At 52.3% G+C, this 18985-nt stretch carries 22 protein-coding genes; 16 read left to right on the plus strand and 6 right to left on the minus strand.

From position 1 onward, the window contains the following. Positions 1-38: 38 nt before the first annotated feature. From kdsC to NHAL_RS20880, 4 genes are all read right to left on the minus strand, one after another. A complete protein-coding gene (gene kdsC / locus NHAL_RS01655) occupies positions 39-560 on the minus strand; it encodes a 3-deoxy-manno-octulosonate-8-phosphatase KdsC (protein ID WP_013031430.1) in 522 nt (173 codons plus the stop codon). A gap of 21 nt (positions 561-581) precedes the next feature. Continuing rightward, positions 582-1598: a KpsF/GutQ family sugar-phosphate isomerase gene (locus NHAL_RS01660; RefSeq protein ID WP_013031431.1), complete on the minus strand. Its 1017-nt coding sequence runs from the start codon at positions 1596-1598 to the stop codon at positions 582-584. 141 nt (positions 1599-1739) lie between these two features. After that, complete coding sequence (locus tag NHAL_RS01665) at positions 1740-2522, minus strand: MlaA family lipoprotein (RefSeq protein ID WP_013031432.1); 783 nt, start codon at positions 2520-2522, stop codon at positions 1740-1742. Between the two features lie 158 nt (positions 2523-2680). After that, a complete protein-coding gene (locus tag NHAL_RS20880) occupies positions 2681-2830 on the minus strand; it encodes a hypothetical protein (protein ID WP_157862463.1) in 150 nt (49 codons plus the stop codon). Positions 2831-3033: 203 nt separating this feature from the next. Between NHAL_RS20880 and NHAL_RS01670 the strand changes: the two genes are divergently transcribed. The 13 genes from NHAL_RS01670 (at position 3034) to NHAL_RS01725 (ending at position 13210) form a co-directional block, all read left to right on the plus strand. After that, a complete protein-coding gene (locus NHAL_RS01670; RefSeq protein WP_013031433.1) occupies positions 3034-3909 on the plus strand; it encodes an ABC transporter ATP-binding protein in 876 nt (291 codons plus the stop codon). Further along, a complete protein-coding gene (mlaE, locus tag NHAL_RS01675) occupies positions 3906-4688 on the plus strand; it encodes a lipid asymmetry maintenance ABC transporter permease subunit MlaE (protein ID WP_013031434.1) in 783 nt (260 codons plus the stop codon). The genes NHAL_RS01670 and mlaE overlap by 4 nt, the downstream gene beginning before the upstream one ends. A 1-nt stretch (position 4689) precedes the next feature. Then, positions 4690-5157, plus strand: coding sequence for an outer membrane lipid asymmetry maintenance protein MlaD (gene mlaD, locus NHAL_RS01680; protein ID WP_013031435.1), 468 nt, complete (start codon positions 4690-4692; stop codon positions 5155-5157). Between the two features lie 78 nt (positions 5158-5235). Next, on the plus strand, positions 5236-5877 hold the full coding sequence (locus tag NHAL_RS01685; RefSeq protein WP_013031436.1) for an MlaC/ttg2D family ABC transporter substrate-binding protein: 642 nt from the start codon (positions 5236-5238) through the stop codon (positions 5875-5877). Next, the gene (locus NHAL_RS01690) at positions 5878-6243 is read left to right on the plus strand and encodes an STAS domain-containing protein (protein ID WP_013031437.1); all 366 of its coding nucleotides are present in this window, start codon (positions 5878-5880) and stop codon (positions 6241-6243) included. It abuts the gene before it with no gap. Positions 6244-6260: 17 nt separating this feature from the next. Further along, positions 6261-6467 (plus strand): transposase, encoded by a 207-nt coding sequence (locus NHAL_RS20085; RefSeq protein WP_238985414.1) that lies wholly within the window; start codon positions 6261-6263, stop codon positions 6465-6467. 338 nt (positions 6468-6805) lie between these two features. Then, on the plus strand, positions 6806-7450 hold the full coding sequence (locus tag NHAL_RS01695) for an MlaC/ttg2D family ABC transporter substrate-binding protein (RefSeq protein WP_013031438.1): 645 nt from the start codon (positions 6806-6808) through the stop codon (positions 7448-7450). 96 nt (positions 7451-7546) lie between these two features. Continuing rightward, positions 7547-7774, plus strand: coding sequence for a BolA family protein (locus NHAL_RS01700; RefSeq protein ID WP_013031439.1), 228 nt, complete (start codon positions 7547-7549; stop codon positions 7772-7774). Positions 7775-7834: 60 nt separating this feature from the next. Beyond that, a complete protein-coding gene (gene murA, locus NHAL_RS01705) occupies positions 7835-9130 on the plus strand; it encodes a UDP-N-acetylglucosamine 1-carboxyvinyltransferase (protein WP_013031440.1) in 1296 nt (431 codons plus the stop codon). After that, a complete protein-coding gene (hisG, locus tag NHAL_RS01710) occupies positions 9123-9764 on the plus strand; it encodes an ATP phosphoribosyltransferase (RefSeq protein ID WP_013031441.1) in 642 nt (213 codons plus the stop codon). Before murA ends, hisG begins: the two co-directional genes overlap by 8 nt. Next, complete coding sequence (gene hisD / locus NHAL_RS01715) at positions 9757-11058, plus strand: histidinol dehydrogenase (protein ID WP_013031442.1); 1302 nt, start codon at positions 9757-9759, stop codon at positions 11056-11058. The genes hisG and hisD overlap by 8 nt, the downstream gene beginning before the upstream one ends. A gap of 2 nt (positions 11059-11060) precedes the next feature. Next, on the plus strand, positions 11061-12137 hold the full coding sequence (hisC, locus tag NHAL_RS01720; RefSeq protein WP_013031443.1) for a histidinol-phosphate transaminase: 1077 nt from the start codon (positions 11061-11063) through the stop codon (positions 12135-12137). A 314-nt stretch (positions 12138-12451) separates the two neighbouring features. After that, positions 12452-13210: a Nif3-like dinuclear metal center hexameric protein gene (locus NHAL_RS01725; protein WP_013031444.1), complete on the plus strand. Its 759-nt coding sequence runs from the start codon at positions 12452-12454 to the stop codon at positions 13208-13210. Between the two features lie 103 nt (positions 13211-13313). Here NHAL_RS01725 and NHAL_RS01730 read toward each other — a convergent pair whose 3' ends face one another. Then, positions 13314-14207, minus strand: a complete 894-nt coding sequence (locus NHAL_RS01730) for a formate/nitrite transporter family protein (RefSeq protein ID WP_013031445.1) — start codon at positions 14205-14207, stop codon at positions 13314-13316. A 550-nt stretch (positions 14208-14757) separates the two neighbouring features. On the opposite strand from NHAL_RS01730, the gene NHAL_RS20885 reads away from it, so the two are divergent. Then, positions 14758-14979 carry a hypothetical protein gene (locus NHAL_RS20885; RefSeq protein WP_013031446.1) on the plus strand — a complete coding sequence of 74 codons (222 nt, stop codon included), beginning with the start codon at positions 14758-14760 and terminating at the stop codon, positions 14977-14979. A 135-nt stretch (positions 14980-15114) separates the two neighbouring features. Here the strand turns inward: NHAL_RS20885 and NHAL_RS01740 are convergent, their stop codons facing one another. After that, positions 15115-16227 carry a Glu/Leu/Phe/Val family dehydrogenase gene (locus tag NHAL_RS01740; RefSeq protein WP_013031447.1) on the minus strand — a complete coding sequence of 371 codons (1113 nt, stop codon included), beginning with the start codon at positions 16225-16227 and terminating at the stop codon, positions 15115-15117. 267 nt (positions 16228-16494) lie between these two features. On the opposite strand from NHAL_RS01740, the gene NHAL_RS01745 reads away from it, so the two are divergent. Further along, positions 16495-17652, plus strand: coding sequence for an RNA-guided endonuclease InsQ/TnpB family protein (locus NHAL_RS01745; protein WP_013031448.1), 1158 nt, complete (start codon positions 16495-16497; stop codon positions 17650-17652). A 226-nt stretch (positions 17653-17878) separates the two neighbouring features. Then, positions 17879-18901 (plus strand): tRNA dihydrouridine(20/20a) synthase DusA, encoded by a 1023-nt coding sequence (dusA, locus tag NHAL_RS01750; protein ID WP_013031449.1) that lies wholly within the window; start codon positions 17879-17881, stop codon positions 18899-18901. Positions 18902-18985 lie beyond the last annotated feature (84 nt).

Below are 18985 nucleotides of genomic sequence, written 5' to 3' on the forward strand. Positions count from 1 at the left end.
TAAGGGCAAGTATCGCTGCACCCCAAAGACGGGCTAGATTAATAATGCTTCTCCAGCTGCGCTTCGAGAGTTCCCTGGGCTTCCATGATTAGCTCGCAGGCATCACGAGCGGCACCCCGACCGCCAGGTTTGGGGGTAATCCAATGGGCATGCTGCTTGACCAGGGGATGAGCATCTTGGACGGCGATGGCCAATCCTACCCGCTGCATAATGGCCAAATCCACCACATCGTCGCCCACATAGGCCGTTTCATGGGGTTGGAGGTTGAGCTTTTCAAGCAGATGTTCGTAGGCAGGGAGTTTAACTTGTTGGCCTTGGTACACATGGGTGATTCCGAGGTTTTCCATACGATGGTTGACTACTTGAGAGGTTCGGCCGGTAATAATCCCAATTCGAACCCCCGTGTATTGTAGCATTTTCATGCCGTGGCCATCGCGGGAATGAAAGACCTTGTACTCCTGGCCGTCATCACTTAGGTAAAGGCCCCCATCGGTGAGCACGCCATCCACATCAAAAATGACCAATTTGATAGCCGAGGCTCTGGCAAATACCTCCTGCATGGGAGTTATCCTATTCTGTCCCTACAAGACACCTGCCCGAAGCAGGTCATGCATATTTAAAGCGCCAATTAAGTGTTGCTCGTGATCTACCACAAGGAGCGCATTAATACGATGACGCTGCATCATTTGCAAGGCTTCAGCGGCAAGGAGTTCAGGACCGAGGGTTTTACAATGGGTGGTCATGATGGCGGCAATTGGGGTGGCATGAACATCGATCCCCCGGTCGAGGGCCCGGCGCAAGTCTCCGTCGGTAAATATGCCGACGACCTGGTTTTGAACATCAACGACGGCTGTCATTCCTAGCCCTTTACGGGTCATTTCCAGCAAGGCATTGCTCAAGAGCACATCCTCCGTGACCGCGGGGATGGCCTCCCCCCGATGCATGATGTCGCTAATCCGAAGCAAGAGTCGCCTTCCCAGGCGGCCGCCGGGATGAGAGCGGGCAAAATCCTCCGCTGTGAACCCCCGTGCCTCTAGCAAGGCAATGGCAAGGGCATCACCCATGGCTAGCGTTGCCGTACTGCTTGCGGTGGGGGCCAACCCCAGGGGACAAGCTTCTTTCTCGACACTAATATCGATGTGAACATCGGCAGCTTTTCCAAGGGTTGATTGGGGCTGTCCTGTCAGCGCAATCAAGGGAACGCCTAGACGTTTGATCAGGGGAAGAATAGTACAGATTTCTTCAGTTTCTCCAGAATTGGAAAGCGCCAGCACCACATCCTTTTCGGTAATCATCCCTAGATCGCCGTGGCTGGCTTCACCTGGGTGGACAAAAAAAGCAGGAGTACCTGTGCTGGCTAGGGTTGCCGCGATTTTTCCGCCAATATGGCCGGATTTGCCCATTCCTAGCACCACAATACGGGCCGTGCAGGCGAGCATGTATTTGCAGGCAGCGGCAAAATTCCCGTTAATTCGAGTTCTCAATGCAGCTACAGCACTGGCTTCAGTTTCGATAACAGCTGCTCCTAGCTGGGCCAGCCGTTTATCCAGATCCTCGTTGTAGCTGGATAGGGGTGAATTCAATGGGTTGCTGACCATAGATATACTAAGCTAATAGGCTAACTAGAAGCCAAAGAAGGCCTGGAAATTCGGGCCTTCTTTGTTTGTTGAGCAGAGTGGGCAGATAAAGGGTCTGCCCACGACCTCGGCCTATTATGCCAATATTTAGGCAGATTTGCCTCAGCGGTAAGTGGGAACTGGAGAGGGAGGTTCTCCAGGTACCTCTTCTTCTTCGTCAAACTCTTCTTCCGGAAATTCCTCTCTGGGCACTTTGCCATCGTGCACCAGGAACTTGCGGCGTTGAAGAAAGGCCTCTCGGGTGTAGACGTAGGGATCCAAAGCCGCTTCTTTCAGGATATCGGTTGCTTCCAGCAAGTCTGCCCGGGCATCCACCGCTCGAACGCCGGTGAGTCCAGATTTGATTCCCGTATTTCCCAAATAAGTGATAGGCCAGGTGAGGGCATCGATTCCCAGGCCAATGCCATCCCGTACATCGCTGGGTCCCAGGAGGGGCAAAACTAAATAAGGGCCGGTGTTAAAGCCCCAAACGCCCAGTGTTTGCCCAAAGTCTTCGTTATGTTTGACCATGCCGCCGGAGGTGGCCACATCAAATAAGCCCCCAACACCCACCGTGGTGTTCGCCAGGAACCGTGCAAAATCTGTTAGCCCTTGATGAAATTTTCCTTGAAATATGGCGTTGACGGTAATGATCAAGTCTTCGATGTTACTAAAGAAATTGGTGATACTTTTGTCAACGGGAGTCGGTACGACCTTATCGTAACCTTCCGCAATGGGTTTCATTACGTAGCGGTCTGCGGCATCATTGAATTTGTAGACAGCGCGGTTAAAGCCTTCGAAGGGGTCACGGGGATCATCATAGGTGGCGTTGGTCGCACAGCCAACCAATAGGCTAACGAATATTCCTAGCCCGGCCCGTAGTGCCATTGCAGATATTCGGTTCATAACTCCTCTCGGCTTAACTTTATATCGATTTTTGTTGTTGCATTCTTATCGTTGCGTTTTACTGCCATAATTTTGGGATTAGGCATGGATGAACACTGATGGCGAGCACAAGCGGTTTAATGACTTGGCTGCGCTTCTCAATTGATCTTGGAGAGAATTCACCCTATATTCCCCGCAATTTGAGCACCCGCCATCATCGCACGCAGTGAAAGGGGGATCAACCCTGAAGTAATGCTCAGTAAGACGGTGTAAATCGTTATCGACCCCCCATGGGGTTTTTCATAGAGTCGTTTTGGGGGGTATGCCATTTGACTTGAGGGTGAGCCTCAATGAAACTTGAGAGCTTAAAGTTTGTTCCTTAACCTTTTTTGGTTTGTGTCAGAATGGCGCAGGGGAAAAATTCCATTACCGCTTGGGGTAAAATTTAATAATTAAGCGGCGGGTGCTCTTTGATTGTCGCTCGCCTCTTGAGAAGTATAGTAGGACTGAAAACATAAGACGGAATCATGGTATGAGTACAGAACCGGATGCATCTCTGGTCAAAATCCGGGGCCTGCATTTCTCCCATGGGAAACGCCCTGTTTTCAAAGGCGTGGATATTAATATCCAGCGGGGCAAAGTGACCGCCATTATGGGACCGAGTGGGACGGGTAAGACCACCCTGTTGCGCTTGATTGGAGGGCAATTACATCCTGATGCAGGGACCGTGGAGGTCGATGGTTACCAGGTTCCTTCTTTACCCAGGGGAGAGCTTTATGCGCTGCGTCGACGGATGGGGATGCTGTTTCAAACCGGTGCTTTGCTGACCGATCTCTCCGTGTTTGATAACGTTGCTTTTCCATTGCGAGAGCATACTCGTTTATCTGAAACCATGATCCGTGATTTGGTGCTTATCAAGCTCCAAGCAGTCGGCCTGCGTTGTGCCCGTCACCTCATGCCTAGTGAACTCTCCGGGGGGATGGCTCGCCGGGTGGCTTTAGCTCGGGCGATTGCCTTAGATCCGATGATGATCATGTATGATGAGCCCTTCACAGGCCAGGATCCCATCTCCATGGGGACTTTGGTACAGCTTATTCGCCTGCTTAATGATGCCCTGGGGCTAACGAGCATTATCGTTTCCCACGATGTTCAGGAAACTGCTTCCATTTCGGATTATATTTATATTCTTTCGGGAGGGCGGGTAGTGGAGCATGGCACGCCTGGGCAGATTAATCGCTCAGGTTCTGCCGCCGTTAAGCAGTTTATGGAGGGGCTGCCAGATGGACCCGTGCCATTCCATTACCCTGGTCGGGATTATGCTGAAGACTTGCTTAGTGCAGAGCAGGGCACTTCGGCTAAGGGGTTAAGGCGCCTGTTTAGGCGGCGTACTGGGCGGGAGGCAGCATGATTGGCGCTCTTCTTCGCTTAGGTCGCTGGGGGTTGGGAACTTTCGAACGTTTGGGGCGAGGTCACCTTTTTTTGGCGCGCCTGCTGCTAGGCATTGCCGCCCTATTGTTACGTTTTCCTCTGCTTATTGCGCAGATGTACTCCGTAGGGGTCTTAACCTTACCTATTATCGTGGTGTCCGGCGCCTTTGTGGGTATGGTGTTAGGACTTCAAGGTTATAATACCTTAGTCGATTTTGGCGCTGAGGAGTCCTTGGGAGTGATTGTCTCCCTCTCTCTGGTTCGGGAGTTAGGGCCGGTGGTGAGTGCTTTGCTTTTTGCGGGGCGGGCCGGTTCTGCCCTTACCGCCGAGATTGGTCTTATGAAGGCGACCGAACAACTATCAGGGATGGAAATGATGGCGGTTGATCCGATGCGCCGGGTCGCTGCTCCCCGCTTTTTTGCGGGTTGTTTTTCCATGCCGCTATTGGCGGCGATTTTCAGTGCGGTGGGGGTGCTAGGAGGATATTTTGTGGGAGTGGGGTTATTGGGTGTGGATGAAGGAGCCTTTTGGTCACAGATGCAAGCTAATACCGATTGGGAAGAAGATATCCTCAATGGGGTGATTAAAAGTTTGGTGTTCGGACTCGTGGTGACCTGGATAGCTGTTTTTGAAGGTTACGATACCGCCCCCACTTCTGAGGGGGTTGCCCGGGCGACTACCCGTACTGTCGTCCATTCTGCTTTTGCTGTGCTGGCGCTGGACTTTGTGTTAACTGCCCTCATGTTTGGAGCCGAATAGGATGAGGCAATCTCGAACGGTAGAATTGGTTGTGGGTCTATTTGTGGCTGCGGGTCTGGGAGCCCTTTTCATGTTGGCGATGAAGGTCAGCAATTTAAGCCTGGTAGCGCAGGAGGACACTTACTCCGTCATCGCAAAATTCCAGAATATTGGAGGCCTTAAGGTGCGCTCCCCGGTGACGCTGGCCGGGGTCACCATTGGCCGGGTGGCGGCGATACAAATTGACTCCCAAACCTATGAGGCAGAGGTCAAAATGCGGATTGAATCCCGTTATGATTATCTGCCCGAAGATACCTCAGCCAGCATCTATACCGCCGGACTGCTGGGCGAGCAGTATATTGCCTTGGAGCCTGGGGGAGCCGAGGTTTATCTCAAAGAAGGTGACAAGATTTTCCTGACCCAATCGGCCCTGGTGCTAGAGGAGCTCATTGGCCAATTCCTTTATAGCAAAGCTGCTGGAGAGTCTTAAGTTGTGTTAGGTTGGGTTGAAATAATTAAATTTTCCCTTAACTTAACCTAAACGCAAATGGCGACCGGGTACTCAAAGATGAATAACCAATCAACCTTAGCTATGGTCACATTACTATTATTGGTGCTTGGATGGGGGATTACTCTCCCACAGGCAGCGGCCAACACCCTCCCTGTTGCCTCGGCTCAGGACCTGGTGAAGCAGACTTCAGAGCATTTAATGGAGACTCTTAAGGTTCAAAAAAGCGAGCTAGAAGCCCACCCTGAGCGGATTTATCCGGTGGTCAAGGATATTGTATTGCCCCATTTTGATTTTCGGCGCATGGCTCAATTTGTCTTGGGAAAATATTGGCGGCCGGCGACCGGGGAGCAGCGGCAGCGCTTTGTCCATGAATTCCGCACCCTTCTAGTACGGACCTACTCTACCGCTTTGCTTAAGTATTCCCATGAAAAGATTCGTTACTTGCCGGTGCATGGGCCTGCGGAAGCACGTGACACGGTGGTGCGGATTGAGGTTCTCCAAGCCAACGGGGGGCCAACTGTGCCCATGAGTTTACATCTCTATAACAAGGGCGGCGCTTGGAAAGTATTTGATGTCAAAATCGATGGCGTTAGCCTGGTCACCAATTATCGCGCTAGTTTTGCCAGCCAAGTGCGCAGTGGGGGGCTCAATCAATTGATCGAAAAGTTGGCGGAGAAAAATGGCAAGACTGGTGTGTGAATGATTTTCCGTATTGATTCTATACAGAAAGGGCATTTCCGGATTTTCGGTGAATTAACCTTTAATACCGTGCCGGAGGCAGCAAAAAAAGGGCTGGCATTATTTGACGAGGCAGTAGGGGAGCTTCATATCGATCTACAGGAGGTCTCTCGCACCGACAGCGCAGGCCTGGCGTTGCTTATTACCTGGATGCGTTACGCCCAGGTGAACAATAAATCCCTCCAGCTTTTTAATATTCCAGATCAGATGCTGGCGATAGCCCGGATTAGCAGTTTGGATCAAATTCTTCCTTTGGCTGGGAAACAAGCATTGAGCACCCCCTCATCTTTAGCTCAGGATAAAAAACTTATTTCTCCTGTGAGCTAACGCTTTTGTATGGGAGTATGCTTATTACCGAAGCGTGCACTACCCAAGCCTGTTCGTGCTGTGGCTGTATCAGCAACGGTAGTCCGAGAGGTAGGGCGGGTCTTGGAATAAGAGAATGGTCATGCCCTGAGTGTGGGGTGCATCACGATAGAGACGTGAACGCAGCCATGAACATTCTCGCGGCGGGGCATCGCCGTCTTGCGGAAGGAATTCCCGTCCTTTAGGGCGGGAAGGATGTCAAGGATGCAGAGATTAATGTGGAGAAACATAGTAAACGACCGACCTGCTAAAGCAGGTGGCTTTTTCAGACCCAACCCCGAAAGGAGCGGTCATTTATGGTAGTCAAGAGACCCCACATACGGACGGCTTACCCCACAGGGGCGCCCGTTGCTAAGCTGATAAGCAAAGCAATCCCTCGTTATTTATTTACGCCTGTCTGGCAGGCTGGACATCGACGTGGGATACGCGCGCCAAGCCAACAGTAGACACCGCTTAATCTCGTAGTTAAAACTGACCGTCTAAAGATAAAGACGGTGGTATCAACCTTTGGAAGAGTGCAATCATGAATAGGTACCATAGGCTAGGTGCGAGCTTAGCTGTAGCCCTAATATTGACGGTTTTAGGCTTTAACGTCTCTCCAATCCAGGCTGATCCACTGCCTACCGCATCAGCCCAGCAATTAGTGGAAGAAACCTCCGAGCGCATGCTTCAGACCTTGCGGAATAAAAGTGAAGAGTTGGAAGAGCATCCGGAGAGGATCTATGATTTGGTCAAGGAAATCCTATTGCCCCATTTCGACTTTCAGCGTATTGCTCGTTTGGCGCTTGGGAGACATTGGCGGCAGGCTACAGAGGACCAGCGGCAGCGTTTTGTCGGCGAGTTTCGGACCCTTTTGGTTCGGACTTATTCGACGGCTTTGCTAAAGTATAGCGATGAGAAGATTAACTATTTGCCATTGAGGGGGCCGAAGGAGGCTGAGAATATCCTTGTTCGAATGGAGATTGAGCAAGCCAGGGGTGGACCTCCTATTTCGATGGAAATCGATCTATATGAGAAAGGGGAAGATTGGAAAGTCTATGATATAAAAATCGATGGGGTCAGCCTAGTGACTAATTACCGCACCAATTTTGCTAGTGAGATACGTCAAGGTGGCCTTGATCAGCTCATCGAGAAGCTAGAGAAAAAGAACCAAAAGGTGGGTGCTTGAGCGGCGTCGCGACTCACGGATTTAAACCACGGGGGATGACAGGCTCGGACCGAAGGGGTATTCTCTGGCCCCTTAAGCTTGAACTGAGGTAACTTAATGGATGCTAGCGAAATCAAACACATGATAGAAGCCGGTCTGCCAGAGGCAGAGGTGGCAGTGCATAGTGAAGACGGTCACCATTTTGAGGCCCTTGTTGTCTACGAGGGTTTCAAGGATAAGAGCTTGCTTGAACGGCATCGCATGGTGTATGAGACCTTGGGGGATAGCTTCAAGTCTACCTTGCACGCTTTGGCTATTCGCACCCGTGCTCCTGGGGAAGGTTAGGAGAGGGACTCCTTTTGTTTGATCCATAGCGGATAGTATTCCCTAGGAAGCCGATGTCTTGTGGATAAGTTATTGATCACGGGGGGGATCCCCCTTAACGGAGAAATCCGTATTTCGGGTGCTAAAAATGCCGCCTTGCCCATGTTGGCAGCGACTTTGCTTGCGGATGAACCCGTCAAAATCTGCAACATTCCCCACTTGCATGATATCACCACGACCATGGAGCTACTGGGGCGCATGGGGGCCCAACTCATGGTGGATGAATATCTCAATATCGAGGTAGACAACCGGGAATTAAAGGAGTTTTATGCGCCTTATGATTTGGTGAAGACCATGCGCGCCTCCATCCTGGTGCTAGGTCCCCTATTGGCCCGCTATGGAAGGGCGGATGTGTCTCTGCCCGGCGGTTGCGCTATCGGTTCCCGGCCGGTTAACCTTCATATCCATGGTTTGCAGGCCATGGGGGCAACCATTAATGTTGAAGGAGGCTATATTCGGGCCCGCACTCAAGGGCGGCTGAGGGGAACCCGGTTACTTATGGATCGGGTCTCGGTGACTGGAACCGAGAATTTGATGATGGCGGCAACTTTGGCTAAAGGCACCACTTTCATAGAAAACGCGGCTCGTGAGCCGGAAGTGGTGGATTTGGCCCACTGCCTTAATCGGATGGGCGCAAGAGTTAGTGGCATGGGTACCGATACCCTGGTCATTGAGGGAGTTGATTCCCTTAGCGGCGCCTGTCACTCGGTGCTTCCTGATCGCATTGAGACGGGTACTTATCTAGTCGCCGGCGCTTTGACGGGGGGACGGGTGAAACTCAAGAATACCAACCCGGGAATTTTGGATGCGGTATTGCTTAAGCTGGAGGAAGCCGGCGCTGAGATTAATACGGGAGAGGATTGGGTGGTTCTGGATATGAAAGGTCATCGACCCCGCGCGGTGGATATCCGCACCGCGCCCTATCCCGCTTTTCCTACGGATATGCAGGCTCAATTTACAACCCTAAATATTGTCGCCCAGGGGAGTGGCACGATTACGGAAACTGTTTTTGAAAATCGGTTTATGCATGTCCAGGAACTGCAGCGGATGGGGGCGGACATTCGGTTGGAGGGCAATACCGCCTTTACCAACGGCGTGGCAACGCTTACGGGTGCTCCGGTGATGGCCACCGACCTTCGGGCTTCGGCCAGTTTGGTTTTAGCAGGACTGGTGGCTAATGGGGTCACGGCCGTGGACCGTATTTACCATATTGACCGTGGCTACGAATGTATCGAGGAAAAGCTGCAGCAATTAGGCGCCAAGATTCGCCGTGTCCCGAGTCATGTTTTCAGCGAGGCCTACGCTGCTTATGGCTGAACCACTCAAGTTAGCAATTTCCAAGGGGCGAATCTTTGAAGAAACGTTGCCCTTACTGGCCTCTGCTGATATTTACCCTCGGGAAGATCCGAAAACCAGCCGTAAGTTGGTGCTCGATACTAATCGGGAGGATCTTAAGCTGGTGATTATCCGGGCGGCTGATGTCCCTACCTATGTTGAGTATGGTGCCGCTGATTTTGGGGTAGCCGGTAAGGATGTTTTATTGGAGCATCCGGGGGATGGTTTATATGAACCCCTCGATTTGCGAATTGCCCATTGCCGTATGATGGTGGCTGGCAAATCCGAGATGACCCCTAGAGCGGGGCATCTGCGAATTGCCACTAAATATGTGCGTAGTACCCGCCGCTTTTATGCAGAGCGGGGTGAGCAGGTGGAGGTCATCAAACTCTACGGTTCCATGGAGTTAGCGCCATTAGTAGGACTTGCTGATCGCATTGTCGATTTAGTAGATACGGGCAGTACGCTTAGGGCCAATGGCTTAGTTCCCTTGGAACATATTGCCGATATCAGTTCCCGTCTGGTGATCAACAAGGCTTCAATGAAAATGAGGCACCAGCCGGTCAAGAAATTTACTCGCTTGATGGCTGAAGCTGTGGAGAAACTGCATGGTTGATATCGCTCGTCTAAACACCACCCAGGGAGATTTTTGGTCCCGTTTGAAGCAGCGCTTAACTTGGGAAGGGGTGGCGGATGAGGCGGTGATGGCCACCGTGGGCGAGATCCTTCAGGGGATTCGTTCCCGAGGGGACGGGGCGCTATTGGAGTACACCCAGCGTTTCGACCGCCTAGAGGTGGCTGCTGTTGCCGAGCTTGAAATTCCCCTCTCCCGTCTGCAAACGGCGTTGGCCGCTATTCCCCGGGAGCAGCGAGAAGCCCTGGAGGCGGCGGCTGAGCGGATCACCGCCTATCACCGTCATCAAAAGCAGGAATCCTGGAGTTATACTGAGCCCGACGGCACTGTCCTGGGTCAACAGGTGAATCCCCTGGATCGAGTGGGGCTTTATGTGCCTGGTGGCAAGGCGACTTATCCCTCCTCAGTCCTGATGAACGCCTTACCTGCAAAGGTGGCGGGGGTTTCGGAGCTGATTATGGTGGTGCCCACTCCCAGGGGAGAAGTCAACGATCTGGTGCTAGCGGCAGCGGCTGTTGCCGGGGTGGATCGGGTGTTTGCCATGGGGGGGGCTCAGGCAGTCGCCGCTTTGGCCTTTGGTACGGAAAGTATCCCTCGGGTTGATAAGATCGTCGGCCCTGGCAATATTTATGTGGCCGCTGCCAAGAGGATGGTTTTTGGTCAGGTAGGCATTGATATGATTGCCGGCCCTTCTGAGATTTTAGTGCTCTGTGATGGAAAAACCGATCCAGAGTGGATTGCCATGGATTTGTTCTCCCAGGCTGAACATGATGAGGACGCCCAAGCAATTTTACTTTCCACCGACGATGCTTTTTTGGATAAAGTGGTGGAGGCCATGGCGCGGTTGTTGCCCACCCTGGAGCGGCATGAGGTGATTGCGACTTCCTTGAATTCCCGCGGCATTCTGATTGAGGCGCAGAATATGGACCAGGCTTTGGAAGTGGTTAACTTTATCGCCCCTGAGCACCTGGAACTCTCGGTGGAAGATCCCCAAGCGTGGGTTCCCCGTGTCCGTCATGCGGGAGCTATTTTTATGGGGCGATACACTGCTGAAGCCCTCGGGGATTATTGCGCCGGCCCTAACCATGTGTTACCTACCTCGCAGACCGCTCGTTTTAGTTCACCTTTGGGGGTGTATGATTTCCAGAAACGCTCCAGTCTGATTCAGTGTTCGCCCCAGGGTGGTCAAACTCTGGGACAGGTGGCTTCAGTGTTGGCTCGCGGTGAAGGGTTGACCGCCCATGCCCGTTCGGCAGAATACCGCTTAAAAAGGTAACAATGGCAAAAAACCGGATTGCCCAATGGATCCGCCCTGAGGTACAGCAACTCTCTGCCTATTCGGTTGCCGATGCAGAGGATTTGATTAAGCTGGATGCCATGGAAAACCCCTATACTTGGTCATCGGAACTGATAGAGGCTTGGTTGGAGCGGCTGCGGGAGGTCAGTGTCAACCGTTATCCGGATCCGGAAGCCCGTCGTCTCAAGGCCCGTCTTCGGCAGTACATGGCAGTGCCAGAGGGGAGGGAGATCATTCTAGGAAATGGTTCCGATGAGTTGATCCAGATGGTGCTGATGGCCGTGGTGGGTCCAGGGCGGGCCGTGATTGCTCCTGAACCTACCTTCGTGATGTACCGGCAGATTGCAACCATGTTAGGGTTGCGGTATCAGGGAGTTCCTCTCCGGGAGGACTTTTCTTTGGATCTATCGGCGATGTTGCAGGCCATTCAGGAACAAGAGCCGGCCGTCGTTTTTGTCGCTTATCCTAATAATCCAACCGGCAATCTTTTCTCCGCCGAGGCAGTGCGAGCGATTATCGAAGCTGCCCCAGGGCTGGTGATCGTGGATGAAGCCTATACGGTGTTTGCGGATGAAACTTTCATGCCGCAACTGGGGGACTATGATCACCTTTTGGTCATGCGAACGCTCTCTAAGATTGGCCTGGCCGGTCTCCGATTAGGGGTGCTAGCGGGAAGCCCGGCTTGGATTGAGGAGTTAGAGAAAATCCGGTTACCTTATAATATCAACCAGTTGACCCAAGTCAGCGCCGAATTTGTTTTGGAGCAACCGGGGGAGTTGGAGGAACAAGCGAGGCTCATCTGCAATGACCGAGCCCGGTTGCAGAAGGCCTTGCAACGGTTACCGGAAGTCCAAGTGTACCCAAGCGACGCTAATTTCATTCTTTTTCGTACCCCACCCGGGCGGGCCGATGCAATTTTTGCAGAGATCAAAGCCCAAGGGGTGTTGATCAAGAACCTTTCTGGTCAAGGAGGTCCGCTGGCTGACTGTTTGCGGGTAACCATAGGGACAGCAGAAGAAAATCACGCCTTTCTAGAGGCCTTGGCCGCCGCCTTATAGTGTGTTGTTATTTGTCGCCTGGACAGAGGCGGCTTATTTGCCTGCATTTTTCCACCACTAAGCTACCCAGGGGCGAATTGACAGCGTGCCTAGTGACGTTAGCCCCAAGCGCTTTAGGTCTAAGTCAAAGGGGAAATCTTATAAATTGTTACATGGACTCCGGTCGTGTTTTAAATGGGGAGAATTGAGTAAATGAAGAGGAGGCTAAGCCTCTCCGTTTCGGAATGACCTAGGAGGCGCTACGAAACAGCCCGTAGGCCGGATTAAGCGTTGCGTATCCGGCAAAATAATACTAAGGGATCAAGTTGAATGATATGGCAAGCTTGCGTGAAATTCTTGTTTATCTAGACGATTTGTTGCAGGTGGCGAGAGCCTCTGACTATTGCCCTAACGGCCTGCAAGTAGAAGGTAAACCGGAAGTGCGGCGATTGGTCAGTGGTGTCACCGCCTGCCAGGCACTGCTCGAAGCGGCTGCGGTTGCCGGGGCTGACGCCTTACTGGTTCACCATGGTTACTTTTGGAAGGGAGAAGCTGCGCCCATTATTGGAATGAAGCGTCGGCGTCTTAAAATTCTGTTGGCCAATGATATCAGTTTGTTGGCATATCATTTACCCTTAGATGCTCATTTTGAATTGGGCAACAATGCCCAATTGGCCCGGGTTTTGAACCTTGAAGTCAAAGGACAATTTATCGAAGCAGGCGGTATCACCATCGGGATGTATGGGTGCTTGCCTACCCCTATGAAAGGGGAAGCATGGGCGCGTTATATTGCCGAACGGTTAGGTCGTAAACCCCTTTATGTTCCGGCTCACAAGGGGGATATTTATACCGTGGGTTGGTGTACGGGGGGAGCTCAGGGATATATCGAGCAAGCGGCTGAGAAAGGATTAGATGCTTATCTTACCGGGGAAGTCTCGGAGCCGACAGTGCATAGCGCCAGGGAACAGGGAATTGATTTTTTTGCCTGCGGTCACCATGCCACTGAACGCTATGGCGTCCAGGCCCTGGGGCGGCATCTGGCTGAAAAATTCGACTTGGAACATCAATTCATTGATATTGATAACCCGGCTTAGACGTTTTTAGGCTAGAGGCGTAAATGAGTGCCCTTAATGGAGATGGAGCAAGGGGACTTCCCTGTCATTTTGCTCCGGATGGTATTCTGAACCCTCGTGCCTTTTATGGATTGATGCTATGGGTGTAATACCAAAGGGTGGCGTTAAAAACCAATGCGCCCAGGATATTGCCGATGGTCACGGGAATCTGATTCCACATCCACCAGTCATAGATGGTGACTTCGGCGCCAGAGAGGATACCCACAGGGAAAACGAACATATTGACGACGGTGTGCTCAAAGCCTAGGGCAAAGAAAGTGGAAATGGGTAGCCATATCAGCATCACCTTTCCCGGAACGCTACGAGCAGCTTTGGCAAAGACGGGGCCTAAGCTAACCAACCAGTTACAGAGCACCCCCATTCCCACGGCAGCTAGCCATCCTATGGCTCCATAATCCACATAGGAAGCCTTTTTTTCCGCTAAATGGGCCAGGGTGGTGAGTACTCCTGAAGGCGCAACAGAGCCACCTTTGGTCAGAGAGAACCAGAGTAACCAGGCAAAGAAAAGCCCCCCCAGGAGATTCCCCAGCAGGGTCCAGCTCCAGTTACGGACGACTCTCCAGGCTTTAACCCGACCCGCGTACATTCCGATGGGCATGACCGAAAAGCTTCCAGTGGCCATCTCGAGGCCGAGGGTGGCGAGCATGACATAGCCGACCGGAAAGATGAGGCCGGCGGCCGCGCTAGGCCATCCCTGAGTGACCAATAAGGCTGAAAGGGCAGTGGCATAGGCCAAAAAGGGCGTGCATAAAAAGCCTCGGATGAGGATGTGGGAGGTAGCAAATTTATCTTTTTTAACCGCATCTTCGACCAGATCTCGCCCCATCTGTGCGGGGGGGACAGCATCCAACATCACAAAGTCGCTGGATTTTGCGGGGGTCGTCCCAGCGACTGAATGATTAGCTGCCGGATTACCCTGGGGGTTTGACTTATCAGTTTCGCTCATGGTGTTACTCATGGCGTTATTAGCCTCCTCATTATTTCTAAATTGTGCCGTCACATGGACTGCTCTTTAATATTAATATTGCAGGTTTTTGGTCCCTTTGTGGGCCTAAAATGCTCCTAAAGATGCTGAAAAAATGTTGAAAAGGCGTTGCCATAAGGATGCATCTTTAGTCATCAACGAGTGATTTTGCTATGCCGCAGATGTGGTAGCAATCAATGGGGAGTTGCCCAACCTTCCTCACTAGCGCTCGGCGAGAAGGTCTCGGGCGCTCTCTACTTCAGGCACGCTCGGTGGGATGGCGGACAGATCGACGATGGCTTAATAAGGCAAGCCTGAGAGTGAAACCAAGGCTTGCAGGCCACATCAGCGTCAAATCTTCACAGGAATAAAATATCTGCCATATTTTGGGGGGGTATTTTGCCTCAAGTCAGTGCTTGCAGCAAGCAATGATCTTGAATTGGAGTTTAGGAGGAACTATTCATTTGCGTCTAAGCGGTCAACTGCTGTTTCTAGGTATATAGGTATATAGGTATTTATCATCAATTAATAAGGAGAATGGGGAATGACCAATCGGCATCAAGAAATAGCTGAAAAAGCAGTCGAAGCTTTTAAGGAATTGTTGAGTGAGCAAGCCCGGCAACAGATCAGCGATAGGCAATTCGATGAGTTGGCCCTAATAATAAGAGAGGCTCTTTCAGAGGAGTTGGAGAATGCAGTCGAAATTGCGGAGGATATGGTGAAAAGGCTTCGGGCCCAGGTTGAAAGGCCGGAACTGGAGCTATAGGTCTTTTCGGTCGTGTTTTAAATGGGGAGAATTTAGCACCGGTAATTTTAAGATAGCCATTTTCATCCATGATGCCTAAGTCGCCAGAATGCAACCAGCCGGCGGAGTCGATGGTTTTGGTTGTGGCGGCAGGGATTAAAATAACGACCAGCGCCGCAATCCCATGGTTTTTCTTACCCGCCGCGAGGCCAGATCAACGGCCGCTTCCCGGGGCAATTTCTGCTGATTTTTAGCTTCTTTGAGCACCGCTTCGGTATTGCGCCGCAACTTCTCTTCAATGGCTTGAAAGACCAAACTTTCATTGGCCCCTTGGTATTCCATGGCGGCGCAGATCACCCCCCCGGCATTGGCGATAAAGTCGGGAACGCATAGGACCCCATGGGCGTGCAAGTATTTTTCTGCTTCCAGTGTGGCCGGGATATTGGCACCTTCGATGACCAGCTTTGTTTTTAGCCGTTGCACATTATCCTCCCGGATCACATCGGGACGGGCCGCTGGAATCCAAATATCACAGGGGATATCGATTATCGACTCCCGCTCTAGTCTTTCTCCTTCCGGATAATCCACAACGCTTTTACCCTGCTGCTTGAGTGTCGAGAGGGTCTCCACATTTAAGCCGCCGGGACGGTGAATGGTTCCGTGGGAATCAGCCGCCCCCACCAGGACGGCCCCCTTGTCGGTGAGAAAACGGGCCGCATGGTATCCCACTGCCCCAAAGCCTTGCACCACTATTCGCGCTCCTGCCAGCTCGAAATCGCAGAATCGGAGCGCCACATCAACCACATGACTAATCCCCCAACCGGTGGCGCCTATTTCATCAAGGGGAATGCCGCCTAGTTCCCGGGGCAGCCCCACGACTCGGCCGATTTCATCTTTAACCCAGGCCATAGACTCCTCATCCGTGCCCATGTCGGGAGCAAAGATATATTGCTCGGCTTCCCGGAGGGAACAAGCAAAAGCGCGGATGAGGCGCTCTTTGTCTGATTTTGGCATCTTGGGATCGCCAAAAAGCACGGCCTTACCGCCTCCATGGGGAAGTTCCGCCGCGGCGTTCTTGAGAGTCATGGCGCGGGCTAAGCGGAAACATTCTTTGGTGCTGACATCCGGGGCTAGGCGGACACCACCGATAGATGGCCCTGTGGCGACATTATCAATGACTAAAATGCCCTTGAGGTCAATGGAGGGCTCATAAACATGGATAACTTTTAGCGGCCCGAGTTCGTCAGCAAATTTAAATACATTTTCCACAGAGTCCTCCTTTGCGGTCAGTTGTTAGAGATCCCACAGCGCCCGCCGGGCTGTGGGTAAAGGATATTGAGAATCAGAAGCCAAGCGTCGGAGTCCTTGAAGGAGTGCCTGGACGCACGACGCCCCCCCAGCGAGAGTGCGAAGCTTGCTACGCGGTGAGCGCGAGGGCCACATTACTTTCGTTTCGCCATGAATTCGCGTTTCGCGTAGTTGGCCAGCCCTTGAGTATTCTTTTGCCATAGGCGACAGTTGTGGCATGATGGCTGCATGGTAACGCAACGGGCCTACAAATTCAGGTTTTACCCTACGCCCACGCAAAAGCGGCAATTGGCCATTGAATTCGGCCATGCCCGCTATGTGTGGAATTGGGCGTTGGAAAGGCGAACGAAGGCGTATAAAGCGCAGGGCGAGTCGCTGAACACTATCCGTCTTAGCCGCCAATTGACGGTACTGAAGCAAACGGAATGCCCTTGGCTGAGCGAAGCCACCGCCAGTTGCCATACCCAAAAACTGAGGGACCAAGATAGGGCGTTTAAAAACTTCTTCGCCGGTCGGGGCAAGTATCCCCGCTTTAAGAGACGCCATCAGACCCAATCGGTACGCTATCAATTGGACCAACGCCATGTGGCGAAGAATTTCAACGCCGAAAGCAAGTTGTTGAAGCTGCCCAAGCTGGGTACGCTCAAGCTCAAGTGGTCTCAGCGTATGGGGGGCATCCCCAAAATGGTCACGGTCAGTAAAGACCCCGCTGGCCGTTATTTTGTCAGCATGGCCTGTGAGGTGGAGATTGCCGCTCTGCCTGCCCGCAAGAACGCTGTTGGGGTGGATGTGGGGGTTAAGGATGTGGTGGTGACCTCTAGCGGGGATAAGTCCGGCGCGCCTAAATACACTTACCAGTACGCACGGCAATTGAAAAAGGCTCAGCGTCGCTTGAGCAAAAAGAAGAAAGGATCTCAGCGTCGCCGCCGGCAACAGCAACGGGTGGCCAGAATTCATGCCCGGATAGCGGATAGCCGCCGGGATTTTCTGAACCAACAATCCTCGAAGCTGATTAACGAGAACCAAGTAATTTGTCTTGAGGATTTGAATATCAAAGGGATGTTGAGAAATCGCCGCCTGAGTAAAGCCGTCGCGGATTGCGGGCTGTACGAACTCAGGCGACAAATCGAGTGCAAGGCCAAATGGTATGGCCGCGAGGTATTGATCGTGGACCGTTGGGCGCCCACCAGCAAGAGGTGCTCTGAGTGCGGGACTATTCAAGAGTCCATGCCGCTCAAAGTTCGCGAGTGGGAATGCCCGGACTGTGGAACGGAGCACGACCGGGATATCAACGCGGCCAAAAATGTGTTGAGGTGGGGTACGGCGGGGAGCGCCGAAACCGATAAAGCGCGTGGAGCGGTGAAGACCCCAAGGGCCGTGGCCTAGCCACCGTCTGAGGACCGCGAGGAAACGCGAATTCTCCAGACTGACAAGGTGAGGATGGACCGAACCGCAGTCAGTCATGGCGAAACTCCAAATAAGGCTTGCTCACTTTAGGGGGGTTGATAGCCATCCTGGGAGATATATTGCTTGATGTTTTATTTATATTAATCTTAGTCCAATTTAGCTGGAGGCGGAGTGGACAGGGTCGAAGGATGTTAAACTTGGCGATATGAAAACGGCTAGCCGTCGCTTTTTTTCCAATACCTTTGCCCCCGCTTATTTATCTCGTAGGGTGTCCATTGCGCCGATGATGGAATGGACTGATCGTCATTGCCGTTATTTTCTCCGCCTGATTTCCCATCACGCCTTGCTCTATACCGAGATGGTGACCACGGGAGCGCTTATTCATGGGGATCGGGAACGCTTCCTCGCCTATCACCCAACGGAGCATCCCCTGGCTGTGCAATTGGGGGGCAGCAACCCTGAAGAATTGGCCTTTTGTGCCCGTCTGGCTGAGGACCACGGATTTGATGAGGTCAATCTTAATGTGGGCTGTCCCAGCGACCGGGTGCAGTCCGGACGCTTTGGGGCCTGTCTGATGATGGAGCCCGAATTGGTTGCCGAGTGCGTTGCGGCCATGGCCCAAACGGTCCAACTTCCGGTAACGGTCAAGACCCGGATTGGGGTTGATGAACAGGATTCCTATGAGGCTTTGACCCGGTTCATCAATACGGTGTCGCAGGCAGGTTGTCGGACTTTTATCCTCCATGCCCGCAAGGCCTGGCTGCAAGGTCTGAGCCCCAAGGAAAATCGGGAAAAACCCCCTTTACGTTATGAAGTCGTGCGGGCTATCAAACAGGATTTCCCCCATTTGGAAGTGGTAATCAATGGGGGGATTGCGACCTTGGAGGAGGCCCAGGAGCAGTTAACATTACTGGATGGAATCATGATCGGCCGGGCGGCCTACCATAACCCTTACCTTCTTGCCCAAGTCGACCGGTATTTCTATGGGGATTTTCATCCCTTGCCTACCCGCCATGGGATTATGGAGGCTTTTTTGCCCTATGTGGAGGAACAATTGGCCCAAGGCATTTACTTGAGCCGTATCACCCGCCATATTCTGGGGCTGTTCCAGGGCCAGCCGGGGGCACGGGCCTGGCGCCGTTATTTAAGTGAAAATGCTCACCGGCCTGGCGCGGGGATAGAGGTCATCCGGGAAGCCTTGCGACGGGTGCCGCAAGGCTTTGGATGATAAAAATTTGCCTTTTATTCTCCTTATTATTTACTGGTTTACTGGCAAGGGCTTTCTTGCAGTTTTTCATGCCTAAGTGGATTT

It is taken from the genome of Nitrosococcus halophilus Nc 4, assembly GCF_000024725.1.
Lineage (GTDB): Bacteria > Pseudomonadota > Gammaproteobacteria > Nitrosococcales > Nitrosococcaceae > Nitrosococcus > Nitrosococcus halophilus.